The 24626-nt window shown below is 65.4% G+C and carries 22 protein-coding genes; 6 read left to right on the top strand and 16 right to left on the bottom strand.

What is annotated here, in order from left to right; all coding sequences use genetic code 11:
* Positions 1 to 69: 69 nt before the first annotated feature.
* A complete protein-coding gene (locus tag HV766_RS00400; RefSeq protein WP_175180356.1) occupies positions 70 to 831 on the bottom strand; it encodes a PhaM family polyhydroxyalkanoate granule multifunctional regulatory protein in 762 nt (253 codons plus the stop codon).
* A 40-nt stretch (positions 832 to 871) separates the two neighbouring features.
* A complete protein-coding gene (locus tag HV766_RS00395) occupies positions 872 to 1549 on the bottom strand; it encodes a glycine zipper 2TM domain-containing protein (protein ID WP_119449870.1) in 678 nt (225 codons plus the stop codon).
* A 131-nt stretch (positions 1550 to 1680) separates the two neighbouring features.
* Here HV766_RS00395 and HV766_RS00390 point away from each other — a divergent pair, with 131 nt between their 5' ends.
* Positions 1681 to 1899 carry a DUF3717 domain-containing protein gene (locus HV766_RS00390; protein ID WP_175180355.1) on the top strand — a complete coding sequence of 73 codons (219 nt, stop codon included), beginning with the start codon at positions 1681 to 1683 and terminating at the stop codon, positions 1897 to 1899.
* A gap of 18 nt (positions 1900 to 1917) precedes the next feature.
* Here HV766_RS00390 and HV766_RS00385 read toward each other — a convergent pair whose 3' ends face one another.
* The 5 genes from HV766_RS00385 to HV766_RS00365 form a co-directional block, all read right to left on the bottom strand.
* Entirely contained in the window at positions 1918 to 2523 is a 606-nt protein-coding gene (locus HV766_RS00385; RefSeq protein ID WP_175161974.1) for an SCO family protein, read from the bottom strand.
* 17 nt (positions 2524 to 2540) lie between these two features.
* Positions 2541 to 3434 (bottom strand): heme o synthase, encoded by an 894-nt coding sequence (cyoE, locus tag HV766_RS00380; protein WP_054455442.1) that lies wholly within the window; start codon positions 3432 to 3434, stop codon positions 2541 to 2543.
* A 13-nt stretch (positions 3435 to 3447) separates the two neighbouring features.
* Entirely contained in the window at positions 3448 to 4482 is a 1035-nt protein-coding gene (locus HV766_RS00375; protein ID WP_054455925.1) for a COX15/CtaA family protein, read from the bottom strand.
* 71 nt (positions 4483 to 4553) lie between these two features.
* The gene (locus HV766_RS00370; RefSeq protein ID WP_054455444.1) at positions 4554 to 5135 is read right to left on the bottom strand and encodes an SCO family protein; all 582 of its coding nucleotides are present in this window, start codon (positions 5133 to 5135) and stop codon (positions 4554 to 4556) included.
* A gap of 90 nt (positions 5136 to 5225) precedes the next feature.
* The gene (locus tag HV766_RS00365; protein ID WP_175180354.1) at positions 5226 to 6032 is read right to left on the bottom strand and encodes an SURF1 family protein; all 807 of its coding nucleotides are present in this window, start codon (positions 6030 to 6032) and stop codon (positions 5226 to 5228) included.
* Between the two features lie 39 nt (positions 6033 to 6071).
* Between HV766_RS00365 and HV766_RS00360 the strand changes: the two genes are divergently transcribed.
* The gene (locus HV766_RS00360) at positions 6072 to 6272 is read left to right on the top strand and encodes a twin transmembrane helix small protein (RefSeq protein WP_006224570.1); all 201 of its coding nucleotides are present in this window, start codon (positions 6072 to 6074) and stop codon (positions 6270 to 6272) included.
* 101 nt (positions 6273 to 6373) lie between these two features.
* On the opposite strand, the gene HV766_RS00355 is transcribed toward HV766_RS00360, so the two are convergent.
* From HV766_RS00355 to coxB, 5 genes are all read right to left on the bottom strand, one after another.
* The gene (locus tag HV766_RS00355; RefSeq protein ID WP_042795688.1) at positions 6374 to 7249 is read right to left on the bottom strand and encodes a cytochrome c oxidase subunit 3; all 876 of its coding nucleotides are present in this window, start codon (positions 7247 to 7249) and stop codon (positions 6374 to 6376) included.
* Positions 7250 to 7287: 38 nt separating this feature from the next.
* Positions 7288 to 7512: a DUF2970 domain-containing protein gene (locus HV766_RS00350; protein WP_013390978.1), complete on the bottom strand. Its 225-nt coding sequence runs from the start codon at positions 7510 to 7512 to the stop codon at positions 7288 to 7290.
* A 9-nt stretch (positions 7513 to 7521) separates the two neighbouring features.
* Positions 7522 to 7647: a cytochrome oxidase small assembly protein gene (locus HV766_RS30140; RefSeq protein WP_013390977.1), complete on the bottom strand. Its 126-nt coding sequence runs from the start codon at positions 7645 to 7647 to the stop codon at positions 7522 to 7524.
* 31 nt (positions 7648 to 7678) lie between these two features.
* Complete coding sequence (gene ctaD / locus HV766_RS00345) at positions 7679 to 9286, bottom strand: cytochrome c oxidase subunit I (RefSeq protein ID WP_175180353.1); 1608 nt, start codon at positions 9284 to 9286, stop codon at positions 7679 to 7681.
* A 104-nt stretch (positions 9287 to 9390) separates the two neighbouring features.
* On the bottom strand, positions 9391 to 10548 hold the full coding sequence (gene coxB / locus HV766_RS00340; RefSeq protein WP_054455449.1) for a cytochrome c oxidase subunit II: 1158 nt from the start codon (positions 10546 to 10548) through the stop codon (positions 9391 to 9393).
* A gap of 288 nt (positions 10549 to 10836) precedes the next feature.
* On the opposite strand from coxB, the gene HV766_RS00335 reads away from it, so the two are divergent.
* Positions 10837 to 11649, top strand: a complete 813-nt coding sequence (locus tag HV766_RS00335) for an NUDIX hydrolase (RefSeq protein WP_054455451.1) — start codon at positions 10837 to 10839, stop codon at positions 11647 to 11649.
* A 42-nt stretch (positions 11650 to 11691) separates the two neighbouring features.
* Here HV766_RS00335 and HV766_RS00330 read toward each other — a convergent pair whose 3' ends face one another.
* Positions 11692 to 14406, bottom strand: coding sequence for a cation:proton antiporter (locus tag HV766_RS00330; protein ID WP_054455453.1), 2715 nt, complete (start codon positions 14404 to 14406; stop codon positions 11692 to 11694).
* 184 nt (positions 14407 to 14590) lie between these two features.
* Here HV766_RS00330 and cpdA point away from each other — a divergent pair, with 184 nt between their 5' ends.
* On the top strand, positions 14591 to 15430 hold the full coding sequence (cpdA, locus tag HV766_RS00325) for a 3',5'-cyclic-AMP phosphodiesterase (protein ID WP_054455455.1): 840 nt from the start codon (positions 14591 to 14593) through the stop codon (positions 15428 to 15430).
* Positions 15431 to 15773: 343 nt separating this feature from the next.
* Here the strand turns inward: cpdA and rpoH are convergent, their stop codons facing one another.
* The 3 genes from rpoH to fghA form a co-directional block, all read right to left on the bottom strand.
* Entirely contained in the window at positions 15774 to 16658 is an 885-nt protein-coding gene (rpoH, locus tag HV766_RS00320) for an RNA polymerase sigma factor RpoH (protein WP_054455457.1), read from the bottom strand.
* 213 nt (positions 16659 to 16871) lie between these two features.
* A complete protein-coding gene (locus HV766_RS00315) occupies positions 16872 to 17561 on the bottom strand; it encodes a hypothetical protein (protein WP_175180352.1) in 690 nt (229 codons plus the stop codon).
* Between the two features lie 93 nt (positions 17562 to 17654).
* Positions 17655 to 18521 (bottom strand): S-formylglutathione hydrolase, encoded by an 867-nt coding sequence (gene fghA / locus HV766_RS00310; protein ID WP_054455461.1) that lies wholly within the window; start codon positions 18519 to 18521, stop codon positions 17655 to 17657.
* A gap of 235 nt (positions 18522 to 18756) precedes the next feature.
* Between fghA and HV766_RS00305 the strand changes: the two genes are divergently transcribed.
* Positions 18757 to 19518 (top strand): hypothetical protein, encoded by a 762-nt coding sequence (locus HV766_RS00305; protein ID WP_175180351.1) that lies wholly within the window; start codon positions 18757 to 18759, stop codon positions 19516 to 19518.
* Positions 19519 to 19884: 366 nt separating this feature from the next.
* Positions 19885 to 24624: a glutamate synthase-related protein gene (locus tag HV766_RS00300; protein WP_054455466.1), complete on the top strand. Its 4740-nt coding sequence runs from the start codon at positions 19885 to 19887 to the stop codon at positions 24622 to 24624.
* Positions 24625 to 24626: the final 2 nt, after the last annotated feature.

Raw genomic sequence — 24626 nt, 5'->3', positions numbered from 1 at the left:
CAGTATGTTGAGTGGCGGTCGAGAGGCCTTGCGGCCGTCTCGCCCGACGATTTAAGGAGAGGACCGACGCTAGTTGGCGTCCGGTCCGGTTTTCTTGGCGGCCTTGCGGGGCGCGGCGGACTTGCGGGCCGCCGGTTTGGACGCCTTGGCTGCGGGCGCGGCCGCGGCCTTGGATTCGCCCGGCTTGGGTTTGGCCGCGGCATCGGCGCCAGGAGCTGCAGGTGCCGCCGGCATGGAAGCCGCAGTGGCAGCGGCGATCTGGTTGAACTGCTGCTGCAGCAGGTCCCACCAGGCCTTGGAAGCGGATTGCGCCGCGGCGCCCATTTGTTCGCTCATGCCCGGCGCGGCGGATTGCTGCTGCCCTGCGGGCTCTTCGCCCTTGGCCTTGCCGCTTTCGGCGGCAGGGCTGGAGGCCGTCACCTTGGCCGCGGACTTGGGGCCGGGCTTCAAGCCCAGCACGACTTCCAGCGGCGAAGCCGCGCCGCTGTCCTGGAAGGCCCCCATGTCCAGATTGGCGGCGCTGTCCACGAAGGCGCGCAGCGTGCTGATGGTGGAGCGCTGGACTTCCATGCCCTGGATCGTGCTGGACAGCATGGACAGGTTCATGCGCAGCCAGTTTTCCACGGAGCGGAGTTCCGCGATGCGGCGGTCCAGGTCTTCCAGGTTCATCGGGGGAGCCATGGGCAGGCTGCTGGCCAGGCCTCCAGGTCCGGTCAGGCCCGCCCAGGCCTGGCGCATCATTTCCATGCTGGCCAGGAGCGGGTTGCCCGACAGGTCGGAATGCTGGCCCATGCCGGGCAGAACGAACGGGTTCGTGTGTTGGTCGCTCATTCCTGGTCTCCCCTAAGACAGATGTCGCCGGCAGGCGGGATCATCCGCGCAGCAGCTGATTGTTCTCCACGCGCACATGATCGCCCGACGCAAAAGCGAACGGCTGCGCGCTGCGGAATTGGCGCGTGCTGCCGTCATTCATGCGCACCGTGAGTTCATAGTGCGTCACCGTTTGTTGCTGTCTGATATTACGCTCAACTTCACGGCCTGCCAAAGCGCCGCCCACCGCGCCCAGCACGGTCAGGGCCGTCTTGCCGCTGCCGCCGCCGAACTGGTTGCCCACGACGCCGCCGACCACGCCGCCGCCGATGGTGCCGATGAGGTGGTCGCTATTGTCCTTGACGGGTACCTGCACTTGTCGGACCGATTCCACCACGCCGCAGGTGGCGCAGGCTTGCGGCGCTGGCGATTGGGGCGCGGGGCGCTGGGCGGGAGCCGGCGCCTGGGCCTGAGCCTGGGGACGCGGCGCAGCGGACGCCTGCGCCCCTTGCGCGGGCGCGGGCGGCACGGCGGCCTGCGGCGCGGGCGCCAGGTTGGCGTCTTCGGGACCGGCCTCGGCCACGGGTTCGTCGGCATGCGGGTTGGCCGAAGGCGAGGGCAGCCAGCCCATCACGGCGGCCACGCCCACCGTACACATGACGATGACGGCGATCGCCGCGGCAGCGACCAGGGGATGGATGGCGCGGCGCGCAGATTCAATTTTGGCGGATGTATTCATGACGATGCTCCATCGTTACTAACCGGCAGTGGTATAGCACCCAGGCACGGTTTCGGCGTGTTGCGATGGTGACGCTTCTTTGCAGGACGCGGGCCGGTGGACAGCCATTCCCATTCGTGGACAATAGGCGGATGGATCCCATTACCCTGCCCCAGCTCGAACAGGCCATCAACTACTGGCGCAATATTTCGCCGTCGGTGGGCGACGAATCCCGCCTGTGTCCCGAGGCTGCCGCGCTGGCCACCCCTTACGCGCTCATGATCATGGCGCACCGGCGCGAGGTCCCTGCCGCAGAACTGAGCGAGCCGGCCCGCGCCGCGCTTGCCGGCTGGGCCGCCGCCGGCAAGTAAGCCGGCACGGCCGCCTGATCAGCCCTTGAGCAGGGCCTTGATATCCTGCGTCAGGGCTTCCACCCCGATGTTGTTGTTGGCCAGCACGCGCGATTCGCCCTTGCCGTCCAGCAGGTAGAACGCGGCCGTGTGGTCCATGGTGTAGCTGCCGTCCTTGGTCGGCGCCTTGGCGTAATAGGCCTTGAAGGATGCGGCGGCCTTCTTTACCTGGTCCGGCGTGCCGGTCAGCCCCAGGAAGCGCGGATCGAAGGCGGTGACGTACTGTTTGAGGACCTCGGGCGTATCGCGCTCGGGATCCACCGAAATCAGCAGCACCTGGACGCGGTCGGCGTCCGGCCCCAGCTTCTTCATGACTTCGGTCAGCTCGGCCAGCGAGGTCGGGCACACGTCCGGACACTGCGTGAAGCCAAAGAACACGACCACCACCTTGCCGGCGAAATCGGACAGCTGGCGCGTCTTGCCGTTGTAATCGACCAGCTCCATGCCGCGACCCAATTGGGTGCCGCTGATGTCGCTGCCCTTGAATACGGGCGCGCTGTCGCCGCAGGCGGCCAGGGCGACGGTGAAAGCAGCGGCTGCGCCCAGGCGCAGGACCAGCCGGCGGCTGGTGGAAAACACGGACATCGACAACCTCCAGGGGATCAGCGCAGCAGGCCGACCCAGTGGTCCACCAGCAGGGCGCCGAACAGCAGCGCCAGGTAGAGTATGGAAAAACGGAACATGCTGCGCGCCAGCTCGTCGCTGTAGGCGCGATAGAGCCGCCATGCATAGGAAACGAACATGCCGCCCAGCACCAGCGCGGACACCAGGTAGAGTTCGCCGCTCATGCGGATGGCATAGGGCAACAGCGTGGTGGCGACCAGCGCAACGCTGTACAAGAGGATGTGCAGGCGCGTGAACTGGTTGCCGTGCGTGACCGGCAGCATCGGCAGCCCGGCCTTGGCGTAATCGTGGTTGCGGTAAAGCGCCAGCGCCCAGAAGTGCGGCGGCGTCCAGATGAAGATGATCAGCACCAGGATCCAGGCCTCGGCCGGCACCGAATCCGCCACGGTCGCCCAACCGAGCGCGGGCGGCATGGCGCCCGACAGGCCGCCGATGACGATGTTCTGCGGCGTACGCGGCTTCAGGATGACGGTATAGATGACGGCGTAACCCACGAAGGTGGCGAAGGTCAGCCACATGGTCAGCGGGTTGACCAGGTGATACAGCACGAACATGCCGGCGCCGCCCAGCAGGCCGGACATGCTCAGCACCTGGAAAGCCGAAATCGTGCCGCGCGCCGTGCCGCGGCGCGCGGTACGCAGCATGCGGGCGTCGATTTCCTGTTCGATCAGGCAATTGATGGCGAACGCGGCCGCGGCCAGCAGCCAGATGCCCAGGGTGCCGAACAGCACGCGGCGCATGTCCGGAATGCCGGGCGCCGCCAGGAACATGCCGATCACGGCGCAAAACACCGCCAACTGCGTCACACGCGGCTTGGTGAGGACGAAATACTGGCGGAACAATCCGGGCTGGGGAGCGGCAATACTGGTCATAGTGGGCCCTATTTTAAACGCGCACCGAATTGGGGCCGTAGCCCCCGGCGGGCGCACGTCCAGCTGTGGACAAACGCACCATCAACACCACCGCGGCCAGGGTCAGGCCGGCGGCGCCTCCATTGTGCAGCACCGCGATCAACAGCGGCCACTGGAAAAAGATCGTGGTCAAGCCGGTCAGCAGCTGCGCGCCCAGCAGCGCCAGCATCAGCGTGGCCGGTCCGCGCAGCCCGGGCTCGGCGCGCAGGCGCCAGGCCAGTATGCCCAGGTACAGGAACACCACGAAGGCAAAATTGCGGTGGACCCAGTGGATCGCGGTCAGCGCCGGCTGGGAAATCATCTCGCCCGATGGCAATTCGCCCAAGGCCCGGATGATCGAATAGCCGCCATGGAAATCCATTTCCGGCACCCAGGCTCCGTGGCACATGGGGAAATCCATGCAGGCCAGCGCGGCGTAATTGGTGCTGACCCAACCGCCCAGGGTCACCTGCACCAGCAGCAGCGCAAACCCCCCGGCCACCCAGGGTTTCCAGCGTGCGGCCGCAGCCGCCACGGCCAGGTGCGGACGCTCGCGCGCCGACAGCCAGGTCATCAGCGCCAGCACCGACAGGCCGAACACCAGGTGCGCGGTCACGACGACGGGCATCAGCTTGTGGGTCACGGTCCAGGCGCCGAACGCGCCCTGCACGCAAACCGCAATCAGCGTCACGACGGCCAACTTGGGCGAACGGCCCAGCTGGCCGCGGTAACGCCACGCCATGTAGACGATGCCGATGATCAGCATGCCCAGGATGGTGCCGACATAGCGGTGGATCATTTCGATCCAGGCCTTGGACAAGGTGACCGGGCCGAAAGGCATGGCCTGCGATGCCTCGTGGATGTCGCCCATCGCGCCCAGCGGCGTCACGCTGCCGTAGCAGCCGGGCCAATCGGGGCAACCCAGGCCGGAATCCGTCAACCGCACGAAAGCGCCGAACATGATGAGGTCCAGCGTCAGGAACCAGGTAAAGAAAACAAGCTTGCGATAACGCGCTTTGATGCGTTCGATTTCCATAAACATCCAATCTGCAACGCCGCGCGCGATGCGCGCGACGCATTGAAACCATGCCAGCCCGAGGCTCAGCCTATTCTCGAGCTGTAGACCAGCTTGCTGATGTCCTTGCGCACCTTCACGCCATCGGCCTCGGCAGGGTACTGCATCATCAGGTTACCCAGCGGGTCGATCACCCAGATCGGCGCCTCCAGCCCGGGCTGGCCCGCCGCAGTATCGCGCGCCAGCAGGAACCGCGCCAATTGGTCTGGATTGGCGCGCACCATGACCGTGCCCTTGTAGGCTTCCAGCACCTTGTCCGGCACGGGCGCATCGTCGGTGATGAACCAGACGCGCGCCAGCCGGTCGACGTTCTTGCCCTGGCTGGCATGGCTGTTGCGCGCGATGAAGAGCTTGCGGGCGCAGCTTTCCGGGCAGGCGCCGCCATCGGCGGCCACCAGCAACCATTTGCCCTTCAGGCTCTGCAGGTCGAAGGGCTGGCCGTCCAGCGTGGTCAGGCGCAACTCCGCGGCCGCGGGCATGGGCCGCTGCGGATTCAGGAGCGCGCCGTAATTGCTGGACTCATCGGGCCACCATTGCGGATTCATGTAGACCACGACCGCCGCGACGATGGGTGCGAGCGAGCACAGGAACACCAGCAGCATCGGCATCAGGGAGCGCTTGCGTGCGGGCTTGGTAGAGGAAAGGTCGCGAGCCACTTTGTATCCTGTCGTCTTGCGGGTTAAGAGTCGGCGTCCCGGTCAGGCGCCGGGCGCGTTCTGCGCGCGCCGCATGCGCCGGATGGCGCCCCCCAGCACCACCAGCCATGCGACGGCGGCAATCGAGGCAAAAGCAAACCACTGTACGGCATAGGACGTGTTCTGCTGAAAGTCCACGGACGGCTGCGGCCAGTCGCGCACCAGGCCATCGTCCGCGTTGCCCGCGGCCTGCGACAGCACCGTGGGCAGCAGGGCCAGGCCGGTGGATTTGGCGTATGCGTCCAGCGGCAGGTTCTGCACCTGCGGCAAGACGCCGCCCGCCACGGGCAGCGAGGCCGGCAAGGCGGACTGCTCCGACCCTCCCAGCGACCAGATCTCGAACAGACGCGGCACGCGAGGCGACAGCTCGCCCGCCACCGTCTGCGGCCCTTCGGGCGTGACGGGCAGCGGCGGCTGCGAGGGGCCCTGGCCCTGAACCCCCATGACGCGCGGAATCCAGCCGCGCAGCACCAGTACGGCGCGGCGCGCATCGGCGTCCAGCAGCAGCGGCGTGGCCAGCCAATAGCCGGGCTTGCCGTCATGGTTGCGGTTGTCCAGCAGTACACTGAATTGCGGCAGCCAGACCCCGGTAGCCTGGGCCGAACGCCAGGCAGTCATATCGGCGGGGTCGGTAGCCGGGCTCAAGGGCAGCGGCGCTTGCTTGCGGCCCGCTTCGATAGCGGCCAGAATGGCGCGTCGCTCATCGCCGCGGCGCAATTGCCATTGCCCCAGCGATGCCAGGATGACCACGGCGGCACCCAGCAACAGCAAGGCGGCTACCGTGTATCGGGTTGAATGCGGTCGGGCCATATTTCTACAATAACTACTCTGATTCGTCCGGAGACCACCATGCGCGTTTTCGTCGTCCTGGCCTTTATCGGGATTCTGGCCAGCCTGGCATCGGCCCTGGTCTACCTGATGCGGGACAAGGGAACCACCAGCCGAACGGTCAACGCGCTGACGGTGCGCATCGGATTATCGGTGGCCCTGTTCCTGTTCGTGCTGTTCGCCCATCACATGGGCTGGATCGAAAGCACAGGCCTTAGATAGGCATACGGGCCGCGGGTTCCCGCAAGTGCACGATCGCAGATGAGTAAAACGCGCCAGTTCTCGCACAAGAACTGGCGCGCTTCATTGGTTCCGCGTAACGATCAGAACCAGTACACGAACAGGTACAGGCCCAGCCACACCACGTCCACGAAGTGCCAGTACCAGGCGGCGCCTTCGAAACCGAAGTGATGGTCGGCCGTGAAATGCCCGCGGATCAGGCGGATCAGAATGACCGTCAGCATGGTGGCGCCCAGCAGCACGTGGAAGCCGTGGAAGCCCGTCAGCATGTAGAACAGCGACCCGTAGGCGCCCGAATTGAACTTCAGGTTCAGCTCGGTATAGGCGTGGTGGTATTCGTAAGCCTGACAGGCCACGAAGACGAAGCCCAGGACCACGGTGGCCAGCAGCCAGAAGATGGTCTTGCCGCGATGGTTTTCGCGCAGCGCATGGTGGGCAATGGTCAGCGTGACGCCGGAGCTCAGCAGCAGCGCCGTGTTGATGGTGGGCAGCCAGAACGGACCGACGGTCTGGAAGTGCTCGACCACGCCCGCAGGACCGAAGTTCGGCCACACGGCCTGGAAGTCGGGCCACAGCATCAGGCGGTGGTCCATGTCGCCCAGCCACGGCGTGGTGATGGTGCGCGTGTACCAGAGGGCGCCGAAGAACGCCGCGAAGAACATGACTTCCGAGAAGATGAACCAGCTCATGCCCCAACGGTAGGAACCGTCGATGCGCTTGCTGTTCAGGCCGATCTCGGATTCGTGGATGGCGTCGCCAAACCAGTAGTACAACACCACGATCAAACCGATGAAGCCCGCCAGCAGGGTCCACTTGGCCCAGCTGACGCCGTTGATCCAGGCCGCGGCGCTCAGGCCCATGAACAGCAGCGCCACAGCCGTACGCACGGGATGACCCGAGTCGGCGGGCACGAAGTAATACGGTGCCTCTTTACCTTGAACCGAGTGGCTTGCACTCATGGCTTTCTCCCTGGTACAGATTTATAGAATTAAGTGATTCAAGTCAGGCTGGAAACGGCCCAACGCACAATTAATACCAGCACAGTAACGAAGATAGCCGCTGCCAGCAGCCCCGCCACGATCACATGGACCGGGTTGAGCTTGGCGACGTCTTCCCGATGGCCCGCCCCCTTGCGCACGCCGAAGAACCCCCACGCCACCGCCTTCATCGTCTGAAGGAAACTCAGCTTGCGCTGGGAGGTTTCGCGCAGGTCGTCGCTCATGGCCCGCGCCTAACTGACAGCGACGCCCGACAGCAGGGCCGAGCCGCGCAGCACGGTCCAGGCAAACACGGCAATGACGAATGCCAGCAGGACCAGACCTGCGATCTTGTTGCGGCGGCGCTGCTCGGGTGTCATTGCTGTGCTACCTGAAACATGAAAGGCTGCCTTACTTCACTTCGGGCGGAGTTTCGAACGTATGGAACGGCGCCGGCGACGGCACGGTCCATTCCAGGCCTTCGGCGCCTTCCCACGGCTTGGCCGCGGCGGGTTCGCCCTTGCCCATGTAGCAACGCACCATCGCCCACAGGAAGATCAGCTGCGACAGGCCGAACCAGAATGCGCCGATGGTGGCCATCTGGTGGAACGTCGTGAACTGACCGGCGTAGTCGGCGTAGCGGCGCGGCATGCCTGCCAGGCCCAGGAAGTGCATCGGGAAGAAAGTGACGTTGAACGAGATCAGCGTCGACCAGAAGTGCAGCTTGCCCAGCTTTTCGCTGTACATGCGGCCCGTCCACTTGGGCACCCAGTAGTAGGCGCCGGCGAAGAGAGCAAACAACGAGCCCGCCACCAGCACGTAGTGGAAGTGCGCGACCACGTAGTAGGTGTCGTGGACCTGGATGTCGATCGGGGCCACCGACAGGATCAGGCCGGTGAAACCGCCCATGGTGAACACGAAGATGAAGCCGATCGAGAACAGCATGGGGGTCTCGAACGTCATGGAGCCGCGCCACATGGTGGCGACCCAGTTGAACACCTTCACCCCGGTCGGGATGGAGATGAGCATGGTGGCGTACATGAAGTAGAGCTGACCCGTGACCGGCATGCCAGTGGTGAACATGTGGTGCGCCCACACGATGAAGGACAGCACGGCGATGGAAGCCGTCGCGTAAACCATCGAGGCGTAGCCGAACAGCTTCTTGCGGGCGAACGCGGGCACGATGGCCGACACGATACCGAACGCCGGCAAGATCATGATGTAGACCTCGGGGTGCCCGAAGAACCAGAACACGTGCTGGTACAGCACCGGGTCGCCGCCAGCGGCCGCGTTGAAGAAGCCCGTGCCGAAATGACGGTCGGTCAGCACCATGGTGATGGCAGCGGCCAGCACCGGCATCACGGCCAGCAGCAGGAAGGCGGTGATCAGCCAGGTCCAGCAGAACAGCGGCATCTTCATCAGCGTCAGGCCGGGCGCGCGCATGTTCAGGATGGTGACGATGATGTTGATCGCGCCCATGATGGACGAGACGCCCATGATGTGCAGCGCGAAGATCGCCAGGTCCATGCCGGGGCCCATCTGCAGCGACAGCGGCGCGTACAGCGTCCAGCCGGCCGCGGTGGCGCCGCCGGGCACGAAGAACGACGCGGTCAGCATGATCGCGGCCACCGGCAGCAGCCAGAAGCTGAAGTTGTTCATGCGGGCGAACGCCATGTCGGAGGCGCCGATCTGCATCGGGATCATCCAGTTGGCGAAGCCCACGAAGGCCGGCATGACCGCGCCGAACACCATGACGAGGCCGTGCATGGTGGTGAACTGGTTGAAGAGTTCGGGGCGGAAGAACTGCAGGCCCGGCTCGAAGAGCTCGGTGCGCAGCAGCAGTGCCAGCGTGCCGCCTTCCAGCAGCATGACAAACGAGAAGATGAGATACATCGTCCCGATGTCTTTGTGGTTCGTGGCGAAAAGCCAGCGGCGCCAGCCGGTGGGGATGGCGTGGTGGTGGTCATCGTGACCGTGGCCGTGGCCCGGCGACACGTGGTCTACAGTGACGCTGCTCATGATGGACTCCTTCCTGCTGAGTGCCGGGCCCGATCGACGGGGCCGGCAGGGTATCTCTAACTAAACGGAACCGGTTCTGCGAGGGCGTGGCGAGGCGCGCGCAATCAGCGCGCAGCCTGCACGTCCTTCGGTAGAACCGTCGGGTCCTGCCCCTTGCCTGCATTGCTCCAGGCATGGCGCGTATAGCTGATGACCGCTGCGATTTCGACATCGTTGAGCTGCCCGCCGAATGCCGCCATCGCGGTGCCGGGCTTGCCCTTCAGCACGGTGTTGATCTGTTCGGCCTTCGGGCCCAGAACAACCTTGTCTCCGTCGAGCGGGGGGAAACTGCCCGGGATGCCCTTGCCGTTGGCCTGGTGACAGGCAACGCAATTCGCCGCGAAAACCTTTTCGCCGCGGGCAACCAGTTCGGCTTCCGTCCACTCTTTATTGGGATCGTCGGCGTTTGCCGCCATCTTCTTCTTTTGGTCTTCAACCCACTTGTCGTAGTCGGCCTGCGCCATGACTTCCACGACGATGGGCATGAACGCGTGATCCTTGCCGCACAGTTCCGCGCACTGGCCGCGGTAGATACCGGGCTTGTCGGCGTTGAACCAGGTGTCGCGCAGGAAGCCGGGGATGGCGTCCTGCTTCACGCCGAAGTCCGGAATCATCCACGAGTGGATGACGTCGGCTGCGGTCAGCACGATGCGGACCTTCTTGTTCGCCGGGACGACCAGATGATTGTCCACTTCCATCAGGTAGAACTCGCCCTTGGGTTCGCGGTTCTCGATCTGAGCGCGCGGGGTCGAGAGCGTGGAGAGGAACTTGATGCCGGTGGCCGAGCCGTCGAGGTACTCGTAGCCCCACTTCCATTGGTAGCCGGTGACCTTCACGGTGAGGTCGGCGCTGGAAGTGTCTTTCATCGCAACCACCGTCTTGGTGGCCGGCAGCGCCATGGCGATGACGATGATGAACGGGATGACGGTCCAGGCGACTTCCACGCCCAGATGTTCATGGAAGGTCGCGGCCTTGTGGCCACGCGATTTGCGGTGCGCCCAGATGGAGTAGAACATCACTCCGAAGACGCCGATGAAGATCACGATACAGATCGTGAGCAGCATCCAATGCAACCACATGATGTCGCGCGAAATTGCCGTGACACCTTCATGCAGGTTGAGCTGATTGACCTTCGGGCCGCCGGGCATGTCTTGCACCTGAGCACCTGCCACGCTGCCAATCAGCATCGCACAAGCCCCCAGTATCCCTCTCCACTTCTTCATGCTTACCTCGAAACACGGCGCGAAGGTCCGTTCGCTAGTGGCGGAAGTCGCCGGAACCGGGCAACGCGCAATTATTAGATGGTAGGGCGTGACGGGGAGATAGAGCGGCCCCTGTCGTTCCCACTCGAAATCACAAAGAAACTGGCGGATTATAGCGGACGCGCAAACAGATGTAAGTTAGTGCCCTTGAATTCATCCGGCCCGCCCCCATCTGGCCGCGCCCCTTGACCACGCGCCGTAAACAGGGTGGCATAAAATCGTCGGCAACATCATCACCACGGTTTCACGATGCCCAAGCAGTTGTCCGACTTGTACGCCGACCTGCGCGCCCGCGCGCAAGAGCCCGCCCCGGAAGGCGCGCGCGCTTTATATATAGCGGGGCGTCGCTGCGGCTGGGCCACGCATGCGGCGTGCGATGCATTGCGCGATGCGCCCGGCATCGCAACGGACGGCGCGAGCCTGCGCATCGGCGCGGACCTGCAGCCCGGCGCAAACCTGAACGGCGTGCTTGAACAGGCCGCGCAACTGTTGCGCCAAGCCAACTGCCTACGCGGCTGGCGCGACGAATTGCTGGATGTTCTGGACGGCGACGAGCCGCTGGGCGTGATCGAACGCGCGGCGGTGCGGCCGCTGGGCCTGCTCACCAAGGCCGTGCATCTGAATGCGTGGACGCCGGACGGCCGCCTGTGGGTAGCGCGCCGCGCGCTCAGCAAATCCACCGATCCCGGTATGTGGGACACCTTGGTCGGCGGCCTGGCCGGCAGCCGCGAGGACCTGGAACTGGCGCTGGTGCGCGAATGCGGCGAAGAGGCGGGGCTGGACGCGCCCGACCTGACGCAGCGTTCGCCCCTGCGCACCATTCTGCGCATCCATCGCCGCCTGCCCGAGGGCTATCAGGTCGAGGATGTCCTGACCAGCACCTGCGTGCTTGCGGCTGACGTGCGCCCCGCCAACCGGGACGGCGAGGTGATGGAGATCGCCACCATCGACGCGGCCACGGCCGTGCGCCAGGTGGCGGAAGGCGAATTCACGCTTGAAGCAGCGCTGGTGATCGTCGAAGACATCATGCAGCGCCGCGCGGCCGGCGAGATCCCGGCCTGAGCCTCGCGGTCCGGGGCTGCGCAGGCAGCCCCGACCCCTGAATCAACGTGGAACGATGCCCGGCTCGCCCAACGCCGGGTTGTCCGTGACGTTGCCGGCGAGATTCCCGGGGAGGTCGCTTGCAGGCGGCGCATCCGCCCCCGCGGCCTCGCGCGCCGCTTGGGTATCAGTGCCGGACGCCGCGCCCGCCGCTTCCGCGGCTTCGGCGGCCTGCGCCGGGCTGGGCGCCGACGCCGGCGCGGGGACCGGAGCGGGCGCGGCATTGGCCTGCGAAAACTGCTTCCACACTTCGATCGCGCGCAGGCGTTGCTTGGCGACGACCTGGATGCGTTCGCGCAGATGCTCGTCGCGCGCCAGCAGGGCGTGGAAATCGCGCGAGGACAGCATCAGCAGCTTGCTGTAGCCCAGCGACGTCACCTCGGGCATCAGCTGCTCTTCACCGAGCAGGCCAAGTTCGCCGAAGAATTCGCCGCTGCCCAGTTCGATCATGGTGTTGTCCGGCAGATGCACTGCCACGGCGCCCGAGGCCACGAAACACATCTCTTCGCCATGGCGGCCCTTGGTCAGCACGCGCTGGTCCGGCAACGCCAGTCGCGGCTTGAGCAGCTTGCTGATGGCCCGCAAGGAATCGGCGGACAGGCCTTCGAACAGCGGCACGCGTTTGATCAGGTCGGCCGCGCTCATTTCGATGTCCAGCGGCGGGTGCTTGTCGATGTGGGCCCAGCGGCTCTTCAACTGCGCCATCAGGTCGGCGTAGACCTCGCCGCTGATCAGGAACTGCTCAAGCATGTCGCGGTAACGGATGCGCTCCATTTCGCGGGCCACGCGGCCCAGGTAGCTTTCCTGCAGCCACTGGGCGTAGGACGGATATTGCAGGTTCAGAGCCTGCATGGCGTTTTCGATCAGGTCCAAGCGGCGCTGGTGCAGGGACACGATGCGCTGCGTGGCTTCCTCGCCCAGCAGGGGGGTGATCTGTTCGCGCGCGAAGGCAATCAGGCGCTGCGCGACCGACCGCTTGCTCATCAGGTTGGCGAAGCGCTGGCCCAGTTCGCGCGCCAGCCAGCCCTGGAAGCCGAACAGGTAATGCAGGCGCAAGGCCAGCCGGAAACCGGTGGAATAGCGCACGTCGGCGACGATGGCGCGCTCAAAGCCCGGAATGCCCCCCAGCCGGATCGCGTCCTCCAGCCGTTCGGCCCGCGCCAGCAGGGTTTCGGCCATGCGCCAGTCCACGATCTGCGCCTTCAGGATGTCGAAGAACATTTCCTCTTCGCGCTGCGCCACGATGGCCAGTCCCACCGCCACACGCTGGTCGTCCGTCATCTGGCTGACCTGGCCGTCGTGCACGCTGGTCAGGCTGGCGTCGAACACGGCGCGGATGCGGTCGCGGACCTCGGTGCCGATATGCTCGGTCTTGGCGACCTCTTCGGTCTTGCCCTGCAGATCTTCCAGCGCCACGGCCAGGGCCTGGTTGCGGATGGTGCGCTCCACCGGGGACAACTGGTTCAGGCCCAGCATGCGGATCAGCGGCCGCAGGCTGATGCCGTTGATGAACAAGGTCAGCAGCACGTAGCTGGTGGTGGCCACCGCGATGAACTGGCGCGCCTCTTCGGCCACCCCGGTCTGCTCCGTCACGGCCAGCGCCAGCGCCAGCGAGACGGCGCCGCGCAGGCCGCCCCACAGCATGACGACCTTATAAGGATTGCTGACCTTGGTCCCCAGCCGGGTCAGCCCCAGCAAGGGCAGCAGGCCGAAGACCACAATTGCGCGCGCCACCAGCGTGGCAACGAACACCACCGCCACCAGCGCCAGTTCCTGCCAGTCGGCGGCCGCCATCAGCTTGGGAATCAGCATGGCCGCGAACAGGAAGATCAGCGAGTTGGCCCAGAAGCCGAACTGCTCCCAGGCGCTGGACAAGTATTCGAACGTGGTGGGCGACATGCGCGTGCGGCCGGTGGAGCCCACCACCAGGCCGGCGATCACGGTGGCGACCACGCCCGACACGTTCAGGTAGTGCTCGGAAATGAAGAAGGACAGATAGGCCAGCGTCAGTGTCAGCGTGATTTCCGCGGTGGGAAAGCCGCGCAGCCAGGCGAACAGGAAGCAAGCCAGCCGGCCCATGGCGAAACCCGCCACGCCGCCGCCGATGAAGTGCACGATGAAGTCGTTGAAGATGCCGCTGGCGGTGAGTTCGCCATGGCCGCCCAGCACGGCCAACAGCACGGAGTACAAGGCAATGGAGGCCGCGTCGTTGAAGAGGCTTTCGCCTTCGACCAGCGTGGTCAGGCGCTTGGGCGCGCCCACTTCGCGGAAGATGCCCACCACCGCCACGGGGTCGGTGGTGGCGACGATGGCGCCCAGCAGCAGGCAGACCACCAACCCGTAGGGCGAAATGGCATCCAGCGTGACCCCGACCACCACGGTGCAGACGACCACGGCCACGATCGCCATCATGAGGATAGGGCCGATGTCGTCCATCAGGCGCCGCACGTTCATGGATAATGCGGTCTCGAACAGGAGCACCGGCAGGAACACCATCAGGAAGGTTTCGGACGAAATCTCGAAGCGTTCCAGCGAATCCAGGAAGTCGCCGATCCAGCTGGGCGCCCAGCCGTGAACGTGCACGATGATGCCGAGCAGACAGCCGACAATGGCCAGCAGCACCGAATAGGGCAGCTTGAGGCGGCCGGCCAGGGGCGGCATGAAGCAGACCAGCGTCAGCAGACCTGCCAGGCCGAATACGAGAAAACCTACATCCATGTTCTGTGGGCGGAGCTTATGTGAAGTTCCACAAGAATAGCGGCTTTTTCCTCCGGGACCGGCGCAGGAACTGCCAGGAATCGAGGAGAATGCACGTTTCGTTACCCCAATGCGGACAAGCGATACGCGTCGCGCCATGTTTTTTGGGTAATGTGGAATCGCACAAACTTTGCAGGAGCGGCACTTGGCCCGGATCCATTCCCTGACCCGGCGCGACGATGCGCCCGCCATGCTGGTCCAGCTGACCGACAGCCATCTGTTTGGCGAACCTGAAACCTCGATGCTGGGCGTCAACACGGACGCCAGCCTGCGCGCCGTGCTGCGCCAGATCGAGGCGGACGGCAAGCACCCCGATCTGCTGCTGGCGACCGGCGACATGTCCCAGGACGGCGAGGCCGCGGCCTATCGCCGGCTGGCGCGCGTCCTGTCCGAGGCGCCCGCCCTGGCGCAGGCCAGCATCCGCTGCCTGCCAGGCAACCATGACCTGCCGGCCGTGATGCGCCAGGAACTGCCGCAATGGTCGGTTCCGGTGACGGACGTGGGCGCCTGGCGCGTGGTCGCGCTGGACACCACCGTGCCCGGTTCCAACGCCGGCCATCTGCCCGCGAGCCAGCTCGATCTGCTGGAGGCCGCGCTGGCCGAAGCTCCGGGCCGCCACACGCTGATCGCCATGCATCACAACCCCATGCAGATCGACAGCCACTGGCACGATTCGATGATGATCGACAACCCCCAGGCCCTGTTCAAGCTGTTGACGCGCTGGCCGCAGGTCCGCGTGCTGCTGTGGGGCCATGTGCACCACGAGTTCGACCGCCGCCGCCACAATCTGCGCATGCTGGCCACGCCCTCGACCTGCTTCCAGTTCAGCATCCGCGACGGCAAGCATGTGGTGGACAACATGGCGCCCGGCTACCGCTGGATCAAGCTGTACCAGGACGGTTCGATGGCAACGGGCGTGCGGCGCGTGCAGGACGCCCTGTGGCATGGCGCCAGGACCGCCGCGGACAACGCCCAGGCGGCCTAGCCAGGCCGCGCCTCTTGCTTCGTCAGCGCACGGCGTTTGCCGCTTGAGTCGACTGCAAGCGCGAACCGGACGCGCATAAAAAACGGGGCACCAGATATGCATGGTGCCCCGCAAGCATCCGTCTCATAGGGGAGGGGAAAGAGGAGAAGCCGAGACGGATGACAAGACTGCTAACCGAAGTTCGCGGTCTACATGAAGTTAGGCGGTGCGATCCTCATTAAGTTTCTCGCGCCGCGCAAAATTTCAGCCCAAATTTGTATCAATTTATTCATGTGCGGCCGCGGCCCACCAGAAAAGCAAAAGGGCCGCTGATCGCGGCCCTTCGCATGGTTCGGCAACCGCCTCAAGAGGCAAGATTGCCGCGCATCTTCTTCAGGGCGGCCGCTTCGATCTGGCGGATGCGTTCGGCCGACACGCCGAACTCCTGGGCCAGTTCGTGCAGCGTGGCGCCGCCGTCGTCCTGCAGCCAGCGGGCTTCGACGATGCGGCGCGAACGCGGATCCAGCGCTTGCAGCGCGTCGGTCAGGCCAGCGCTTTGCAACTGGTCGCGGGCGGCGCGTTCCAGCACCCGGGTGGGTTCCTGGCGGCCCTCGTCGGACAGGTAGGCGATGGGCGCGTAGCTGTCGTCGTCATCGTCCTGGTTTTCAAGCGACATGTCGCGGCCGGACAGGCGCACTTCCATTTCGCTCACGTCTTCGCGGCGCACGTTCAGTTCGCGCGCGATGTGGTCGACCTGTTCCGGATCCAGCGTCTGGCCGTCGGGGCGCATGCTGCGCAGGTTGAAGAACAGCTTGCGCTGGGCCTTGGTGGTCGCGACCTTCACCAGGCGCCAGTTGCGGATGATGTATTCGTGGATTTCAGCCTTGATCCAGTGCACGGCGAATGACACCAAGCGCACGCCGCGCTCGGGATCGAAACGCTTGACGGCCTTCATCAGGCCGACGTTGCCTTCCTGGATGAGGTCGGCATGCGGCAATCCATAGCCCAGGTACTGGCGCGCCACCGACACCACCAGGCGCAGGTGCGACAGAATCAGTTCGCGCGCGGCGCCCAGGTCTTCCTGGTCGCGCAGGCGGCGGCCAAGCTCGGTTTCACGTTCCGCGGACAGGACCGGCAGGCGGTTGACCGAGGAAATATAAGCGTCGATCGTGCCAAGTGCGCCCGGATTGGCAATGGCCAACGCCAGGGCGTTGCCGGAAGCGGCCAACGAGGTACTGGGTTGCTTCATAGCGGGGGTCTCCGGATGGCGAAGGGATAACGACATGGATTCGATGTTAGCACTCTAGTATTGGGAGTGCTAATTCGACTATTGCGGCGCGTCAAAGTTTCATTCGTCGCATTATGTCCCCATTTATTTTTTTAGAGTGGGGCGCCGCCGTGGGCAACCGAGCGCTGGCGGCAGATGGCCAGCCCCTGAATCCGGGCGCGGCCGCGGCTTGCCCTACCAACCCAGGCGCTTCAAGCCTTCGGCAGTAGCCTCGCCATCGGGCCGCACGAACAGCGCCCCGCGCGGATCCATCAGCACCTGGTAGCGGGCGCCGTCGAACAGCGGCATGTACGCAGCGCTGCCAAATTGGACATCGACGAACGGGAACCAGTTCGGGAAATTCTTCTTCAACGATGCCAGGTCCGGCGCCGGCCAGTCATCCAGCGCGTGGACCGAGCGCGTGGCGGAGGCCTCGCGCGCGGCATCGCTATAACGGCCCGACAGGCGCTCCAGCCGGTATAGCGGCGGCACGCCGGCCATCAGCGCCGGCAACCGCCAGCGCACGACCCGGGCATCGATCTGCCACTGGTCCCCATAGAGGACATACTGCCTGGTGCCCGTGCCAGGCGCGCTGGCGCTGACCTGGAACTGGCCGTCGGCCACCTGGCGCACTTCAACATGCGCCACCGGCTCGTCGGCCGTCAGGCGGAAGAATTGCACCAGCGAAAGGGCCAGCAGGCCCGACACGCATCCCAGCAGCACCAGCATCAGGCCGAACAGGCGGCGCACCGGCCGGAACTGGAACACCCTGCGGCCGCGCTCGTCGCGCGGGCCGCCGCGGCCCAGCAGCATGACGATGCCCGGCAGCAGGACGACGACGGCGCCCAGCAGTATCCAGACGAAGGGAGCGATTCCGTTGATCAAATCAGGCGTTCCTATTGAGCACAGACCGCAGGCGGCGCGCCGGGGCGCGCAAGCAGCCTGCCGCGGCAGGCCCGCCAGTATAGAAGCGCGCCCTCAGGGCGCCGGTTTTCCAAGCCGCTCGACGTGAAACCGGATGTGATCCTCGATGAACGTCGAGATGAAGTAGTAGCCGTGGTCATAGCCCGGGTGGCGCCGCAGGTCCAGCGGCTGGCCCGCAGCGGCGCAGGCGGCCTCGAATACCTCGGGATACAACTGTTCGGCCAGGAATTGGTCCGACTCGCCCTGGTCGATCAGGATGCCGGCGGGAAACGGGTTGGTGGCGCCGCGCATCAGCGCGGACGCGTCGTAAGCGGCCCAGTCCTCTGTCTTGTCGCCCAGATAGGCGCCGAACGCCTTCTTGCCCCAGGGGCATTGGCTGGGCGCGGCGATGGGCGCAAATGCCGACACCGAGCGGAACTTGCCGGGGTTGCGCAGCGCAAGCACCAGCGCGCCATGGCCGCCCATGGAATGGCCGAAGATGCCGGTGCGCGACGCGTCGCCGGGCAGGGCCTCGCCCGTGACGATGCCGTGCAGTTCCTGCGTCACGTAGCTGTACATGCGATAGTGGTCCCGCCAGGCCGGGGTGGTGGCGTCCAGGTAGAAGCCCGCGCCCGTGCCCAGGTCCCAGCTTTCGTCCTCGCCAGCCACGTTGGCGCCGCGCGGGCTGGTATCCGGGGCGACCAGCATGACACCGAGTTCCGCAGCCAGCCGCTGGGCGCCCGCCTTGATCATGAAGGTCTCTTCCGTGCAGGTCAGGCCGGCCAGATAAAACAGCACCGGGACCGGACCGTCTTCGGCCTGCGGCGGAATGTAGACGGAGAAGCGCATGGGCAGGCCGATCTCCGCGGACTCGTGGCGGTAATAGCGCTGCCAGCCGCCGAAGCAGCGATGCTGCGAAATGAGTTCCAGGGCGACTGCCATTGCTTTCCTCCGATCGGAATGATGCGAAAAAAACGTCCCGCGGATTAGGGGATATCCACGGTACGACGTTCCGTCGCCGAATGTTAACCTGGGCTTTACAGGGTACGAACGACAGAAAAAAAGCGATTTCCTGCCCTGACCATGATCACGGGACTTGACCAGCGCCCACCGTGGCACTATTTATATACCGTGAGCGAAGACAACCCGTTCTTCCAAATACGCAAGTCCTGACACTATGGCCCGTCTGCCCCGTCTGTACGCCCCTGGGCTGCCCCAACTGGTGCAGGCCAACTTCATCCAGCCGCTGGCGGCGCCGTCGCAACCCGCGCCGGCCGAGATACTGAATCAACTGGCCACGTGGCTGGGCGAATCCGCCCAACGCCACCGAGTCTCGGTTCACGGCTGGCTGCTTGCCAACGACCGCATCCTGCTGCTGGCCACGCCCGCCGACGAGGAAGGCCTGCCGCGCCTGATGCAGACGCTGGGCCGCAACCTGGCGGCGCGCTTGCGCGGCGGCCGGGTCTTCGCCGGTCGCTACCGATCCGCCTTGCTGGAACCGGGCGCCTGGGTGCTGCCATCGCTGGTCTGGCTCGAAACCTATCCGGTGCGCAGCGGCGCCTCGCAGGATCCCGATTCCTGGCCGTGGTCCTCCGCTTCCAGCCATACCGGCAACACCACCGCCGCGCCAGCGCAGTGGCAGTCGGACCACGCGGACTACTGGGCCTGTGGCAATACCCCGTTCGACCGCCAGGCCAATTACCGCAAGCGCTTGCAGGACGGCCTGTCGCGCGAGGAAACCCAGCGCATCGACCAGGCGGTCTCCGGACAATGGGCGCTGGGCGGTCCCGCTTTCATTGCCAGTCTGGCCCATACTGCCAGCCGCCGGGTTGCTCCCGGCCAGCGCGGACGTCCGCGCAAGAAGCCAGCCGCAGCGTCGTCCGATGCCGAACCCAGTTCTGCGCCGCCCACCACGACGCCCACGTCGACCTCTTCCTGATTACGAACCCGCCTGAACGGCGGGTTCTTCACTTTTGCGGGCCACGCCGTTCGGGCCGGCCTGCGCATTTGCGTTTCCGCAACGTCGACTCAGGCTCAGGCTGCTGAAAATCGCCAAATAATTAGGGACATATAATAAGAAAAACCGCGTTTTATCGGGCGCGCACGCACCCTGCTGGTGCATACCCCCCTGGGGAGGCCCATTTCGTGCGACTCTTGATGCGTCACCGAATTAAAGACCGATGACGGGTAACATCAAAAATAAGGGACACACCCTATTTATTCCTATTGCACCCTACTCATGTCGGGGGTATTGTCCGTCTCCTGCACTGCAACATTACGACGCAGGCCCACTGCGGAGCGCGCCATGCCCCAAATCACCCCGATCGACTCCTGTCCCCCGCCCAAGGCGACCCCCATCGATGCCAGCCGCATCGGACTGCCGTCTGCCCAGGGCCTGTACAACCCGAAGAACGAGCATGACGCCTGCGGCGTCGGTTTCGTCGCCCACATCAAGGGCAAGAAAAGCCACGCCATCATCCAGCAGGGTCTGAAGATCCTGGAAAACCTGGACCACCGCGGCGCGGTCGGCGCGGACAAGCTGATGGGCGACGGCGCCGGCATCCTGATCCAGATCCCCGACACGCTCTACCGCGACGAGCTCGGCCATCAAGGCATCACGCTGCCGCCTCCCGGCGAGTACGGCGTAGCCATGGTGTTCCTGCCGAAGGAAACGGCCTCGCGTCTGGCCTGCGAACAGGAACTGGAACGTTCCGTGCGCGCCGAAGGCCAGGTGGTCCTGGGCTGGCGCGACGTGCCGGTGGACGTCGACATGCCCATGTCGCCTGCCGTGCGCGCCTGCGAACCCGTGATCCGCCAGCTGTTCATCGGCCGCGGCGCCGACGTGATGGTGCCGGACGCGCTGGAGCGCAAGCTGTACGTGATCCGCAAGACCGCCAGCCACGCCATCCAGAACATGCATCTGGCGCACGGCAAGGAATACTTCGTGCCCTCGGCCTCGGTGCGCACCGTGGTCTACAAGGGCCTGCTGCTGGCCGACCAGGTCGGCCGCTACTACCGCGACCTGGCCGATCCGCGCACGGTGTCGGCCCTGGCGCTGGTGCACCAACGCTTCTCGACCAACACGTTCCCCGCCTGGCCGCTGGCCCACCCGTACCGCATGATTGCCCACAACGGCGAAATCAACACGGTCAAGGGCAACTTCAACTGGCTGCGCGCCCGCGAAGGCATGATGCAGTCGGCCGTGCTGGGCGAGGACCTGAAGAAGCTGTACCCCATCGTCTACGAAGGCCAGTCGGACACCGCCACGTTCGACAACTGCCTGGAACTGCTGGTGAACTCGGGCTACTCGCTGGCCCACGCCATGATGATGATGATCCCGGAGGCCTGGGAACAGCACACGCAAATGGACGAAAGCCGCCGCGCTTTCTACGAGTACCACGCGGCCATGATGGAACCGTGGGACGGCCCCGCCGCGGTCGCGTTCACCGATGGCCGCCAGATCGGCGCCACGCTGGACCGCAACGGCCTGCGCCCGGCCCGCTACCTGGTCACCGATGACGATATGGTCATCCTGGCTTCGGAGGCCGGCACGCTGTCCATCCCCGAAAACCGCATCGTCAAGAAGTGGCGCCTGCAACCGGGCAAGATGTTCCTGATCGACCTGGAACAGGGCCGCATCATCGACGACGCCGAGATCAAGCTGCAGCTCGCCAACAGCCGGCCGTACCGCCAGTGGATCGAACGCCTGCAGATCAAGCTGGAATCGCTGCCGGCGCCGCGCCAGGCCGCCGTCGCCACGCAGTCGTCCGTGTCGCTGCTGGATCGCCAGCAGGCTTTCGGCTGGACCCAGGAAGACTACAAGTTCATCCTGGAACCCATGGCCACGACCGGCGAAGAAGTCATCGGCTCGATGGGCAACGACGCCCCGCTGGCCGTGCTGTCCGACCGCGCCAAGCCGTTCTACAACTACTTCCGCCAATTGTTCGCGCAGGTCACGAACCCGCCGATCGACCCCATCCGCGAACAGCTGGTGATGTCGCTGGTGTCCTTCATCGGCCCCAAGCCGAACCTGCTGGACATCAACAACGTCAACCCGCCGCTGCGCCTGGAAGTGTCGCAGCCGGTGCTGGATTTCGCCGCCATGGCGCAGATCCGCGACATCGAGCAGGTCACGGGCAAGAAGTTCCGCAGCTTTGAGCTGGACATCACCTATCCCGCCGCCTGGGGTCCCGAAGGCATCGAAGCCCGCGTGGCCGCGCTGTGCGCGCGCGCCGTGGACGCGGTGCGCAGCGGCTACAACATCCTGATCGTGTCCGACCGCCTGGTCGACAGCGAGCGCGTGGCCATCCCCGCGCTGCTGGCGACCTCCGCGGTCCACCAGCACCTGATCCGCGCCGGCCTGCGCACCAACACCGGTCTGGTCGTGGAAACCGGCTCGGCGCGCGAAGTGCACCACTTCGCGCTGCTGGGCGGCTACGGCGCCGAAGCCATCCACCCCTACCTGGCGCTGGAATCGCTGGGCAAGATGAACGACCCCGAAAAGGCGGTCAAGAACTTCATCAAGGCGATCGGCAAGGGCCTGAACAAGGTCATGTCCAAGATGGGCATTTCCACGTACATGTCCTACACCGGCGCGCAGATCTTCGAAGCCGTGGGCCTGCAGACCGCGCTGGTGAACAAGTACTTCACCGGCACCGCCTCCAACATCGAAGGCATCGGCATCTTCCAGGTGGCCGAGGAAGCGCTGCGCCAGCACCGCGCCGCCTTCAGCACCGATCCGGTGCTGGCCAACGACCTGGACGCGGGCGGCGAATACGCCTATCGCGTGCGCGGCGAAGAGCACATGTGGACGCCGGATTCCATCGCCAAGCTGCAGCACGCTTCGCGCGCCAACAACTACCGCACGTACAAGGAGTACGCGCAGATCATCAACGACCAGAGCCGCCGCCACATGACGCTGCGCGGGCTGTTCGAGTTCCGCTTCGATCCGTCGCGCGCGATTCCGCTGGACGACGTCGAATCCGCCAAGGAAATCGTCAAGCGCTTCGCCACCGGCGCCATGTCGCTGGGCTCGATCTCCACCGAGGCACACTCGGTGCTGGCCGTGGCCATGAACCGCATCGGCGGCAAGTCCAACACCGGCGAAGGCGGCGAGGACGAACTGCGCTACCGCGCCGAAATGCGCGAAGGCAAGAGCACCATCAAGGACGGCGATACGCTGGCCTCGGTGCTGGGCTCGGACCGCATCGAAGCGGACGTCGAACTGAAGAAGGGCGACTCGCTGCGCTCCAAGATCAAGCAGGTGGCCTCGGGCCGTTTCGGCGTGACCGCCGAATACCTGTCGTCGGCCGACCAGATCCAGATCAAGATGGCCCAAGGCGCCAAGCCCGGCGAAGGCGGCCAGCTGCCCGGCCACAAGGTGTCGGAATACATCGCCAAGCTGCGCTACTCGGTGCCGGGCGTGGGCCTGATCTCGCCCCCGCCGCACCACGACATCTACTCGATCGAAGACCTGGCCCAGCTGATCCACGACCTGAAGAACGTGAATTCCAAGGCTTCGGTGTCGGTCAAGCTGGTGTCCGAAGTGGGCGTGGGCACGGTGGCCGCGGGCGTCGCCAAGGCCAAGGCCGATCACGTCGTGATCGCCGGCCATGACGGCGGCACGGGCGCATCCCCGGTGTCGTCCATCAAGCACGTGGGCACGCCCTGGGAACTGGGCCTGGCCGAAACGCAGCAGACGCTGGTGCTCAACCGCCTGCGCAGCCGCATCCGCGTGCAGGCCGACGGCCAGATGAAGACCGGCCGCGACGTCGTCATCGGCGCGCTGCTGGGCGCCGACGAATTCGGCTTCGCGACCGCGCCGCTGGTCGTGGAAGGCTGCATCATGATGCGCAAGTGCCACCTGAACACCTGCCCGGTGGGCGTGGCCACGCAAGACCCGGTCCTGCGCAAGAAATTCCAGGGCAAGCCCGAACACGTCGTGAACTTCTTCTTCTTCATCGCCGAGGAAGTCCGCGAAATCATGGCCCAGCTGGGCATCCGCAAGTTCGACGACCTGATCGGCCGCGCCGACCTGCTGGACATGCGTTCGGGCGTGGAGCACTGGAAGGCCCAGGGCCTGGACTTCGCCCGCGTGTTCCACCAAACGCAATCCGACGCCGACGTGCGCCAGACCGAAGAGCAGGACCACGGCCTGGCCGGCGCGCTGGACCACCAGCTGATCGAGCGCAGCAAGCCCGCGCTGGAACGCGGCGAGAAGGTGTCCTTCATCGTCCCCGTGCGCAACCGCAACCGCACCATCGGCGCCATGCTGTCGGGCGCGGTGGCCGCGCGCTACGGCCATGAGGGCCTGCCGGACGACACCATCCACATCCAGTGCAACGGCACGGCCGGCCAAAGCTTCGGCGCGTTCCTGGCCCACGGCATCACGATGGACCTGGTGGGCGAAGGCAACGACTATGTCGGCAAGGGCCTGTCGGGCGGCCGCATCATCGTGCGCTCGCCCAACGACTTCCGCGGCTTCGGCCCGGACCACATCATCGCCGGCAACACCGTGCTGTACGGCGCGCTGGCGGGCGAGGCGTTCTTCAACGGCGTGGCCGGCGAACGCTTCGCGGTGCGCAACTCGGGCGCGGCCACCGTCGTGGAAGGCACCGGCGACCACGGCTGCGAATACATGACCGGCGGCACCGTCGTGGTGCTGGGCACGACCGGCCGCAACTTCGCGGCAGGCATGTCGGGCGGCGTGGCCTACGTGTGGGATCCGGAACGCACGCTCAAGCAGCGCGCCAACCTGTCCATGGTCGAACTGGAAAGCATCGTGCCGCACGCGGAACAGCTCGCCCAGAACAACATCGACGTCTGGCACAGCGCGCAGCGCGGCGGTGAACGCGAAACGGACGAAACCATCCTGCGCCGCCTGGTGGAAGATCACTTCCGCTACACCGGCAGCTTCCGCGCCCGCGAGATCCTGGGCGACTGGGAAGCCTCGCGCGGCAAATTCGTGAAAATCATGCCGACGGACTACCGCCGCGCATTGGGTGAAATGTGGCGTGCAGCCAACCCGCAACAACTGGCTGCGTGAGG

The organism is Achromobacter aegrifaciens, from assembly GCF_902859735.1.
GTDB classification, from domain to species: Bacteria; Pseudomonadota; Gammaproteobacteria; order Burkholderiales; family Burkholderiaceae_B; genus Achromobacter; species Achromobacter aegrifaciens.
The sequence above is the reverse complement of the archived record's forward strand: the minus strand, read 5'-3'. Positions and strand labels throughout refer to the sequence as shown.

Coding starts and splice junctions, on each gene's coding strand:
- HV766_RS00330 (WP_054455453.1), bottom strand. CDS start 14,406: ATGGATGTAGGTTTTCTCGTATTCGGCCTGGCAGGTCTGCTGACGCTG.
- HV766_RS00390 (WP_175180355.1), top strand. CDS start 1,681: ATGGATCCCATTACCCTGCCCCAGCTCGAACAGGCCATCAACTACTGG.
- ctaD (WP_175180353.1), bottom strand. CDS start 9,286: ATGAGCAGCGTCACTGTAGACCACGTGTCGCCGGGCCACGGCCACGGT.
- HV766_RS00400 (WP_175180356.1), bottom strand. CDS start 831: ATGAGCGACCAACACACGAACCCGTTCGTTCTGCCCGGCATGGGCCAG.
- fghA (WP_054455461.1), bottom strand. CDS start 18,521: ATGGCAGTCGCCCTGGAACTCATTTCGCAGCATCGCTGCTTCGGCGGC.
- HV766_RS00305 (WP_175180351.1), top strand. CDS start 18,757: ATGGCCCGTCTGCCCCGTCTGTACGCCCCTGGGCTGCCCCAACTGGTG.
- HV766_RS00300 (WP_054455466.1), top strand. CDS start 19,885: ATGCCCCAAATCACCCCGATCGACTCCTGTCCCCCGCCCAAGGCGACC.
- HV766_RS30140 (WP_013390977.1), bottom strand. CDS start 7,647: ATGACACCCGAGCAGCGCCGCCGCAACAAGATCGCAGGTCTGGTCCTG.
- HV766_RS00355 (WP_042795688.1), bottom strand. CDS start 7,249: ATGAGTGCAAGCCACTCGGTTCAAGGTAAAGAGGCACCGTATTACTTC.
- rpoH (WP_054455457.1), bottom strand. CDS start 16,658: ATGAAGCAACCCAGTACCTCGTTGGCCGCTTCCGGCAACGCCCTGGCG.
- cyoE (WP_054455442.1), bottom strand. CDS start 3,434: ATGACCAGTATTGCCGCTCCCCAGCCCGGATTGTTCCGCCAGTATTTC.
- HV766_RS00335 (WP_054455451.1), top strand. CDS start 10,837: ATGCCCAAGCAGTTGTCCGACTTGTACGCCGACCTGCGCGCCCGCGCG.
- HV766_RS00350 (WP_013390978.1), bottom strand. CDS start 7,512: ATGAGCGACGACCTGCGCGAAACCTCCCAGCGCAAGCTGAGTTTCCTT.
- coxB (WP_054455449.1), bottom strand. CDS start 10,548: ATGAAGAAGTGGAGAGGGATACTGGGGGCTTGTGCGATGCTGATTGGC.
- HV766_RS00370 (WP_054455444.1), bottom strand. CDS start 5,135: ATGCCGATGCTGCTGGTGTTCCTGTGCTCGCTCGCACCCATCGTCGCG.
- HV766_RS00365 (WP_175180354.1), bottom strand. CDS start 6,032: ATGGCCCGACCGCATTCAACCCGATACACGGTAGCCGCCTTGCTGTTG.
- HV766_RS00395 (WP_119449870.1), bottom strand. CDS start 1,549: ATGAATACATCCGCCAAAATTGAATCTGCGCGCCGCGCCATCCATCCC.
- HV766_RS00385 (WP_175161974.1), bottom strand. CDS start 2,523: ATGTCCGTGTTTTCCACCAGCCGCCGGCTGGTCCTGCGCCTGGGCGCA.
- HV766_RS00360 (WP_006224570.1), top strand. CDS start 6,072: ATGCGCGTTTTCGTCGTCCTGGCCTTTATCGGGATTCTGGCCAGCCTG.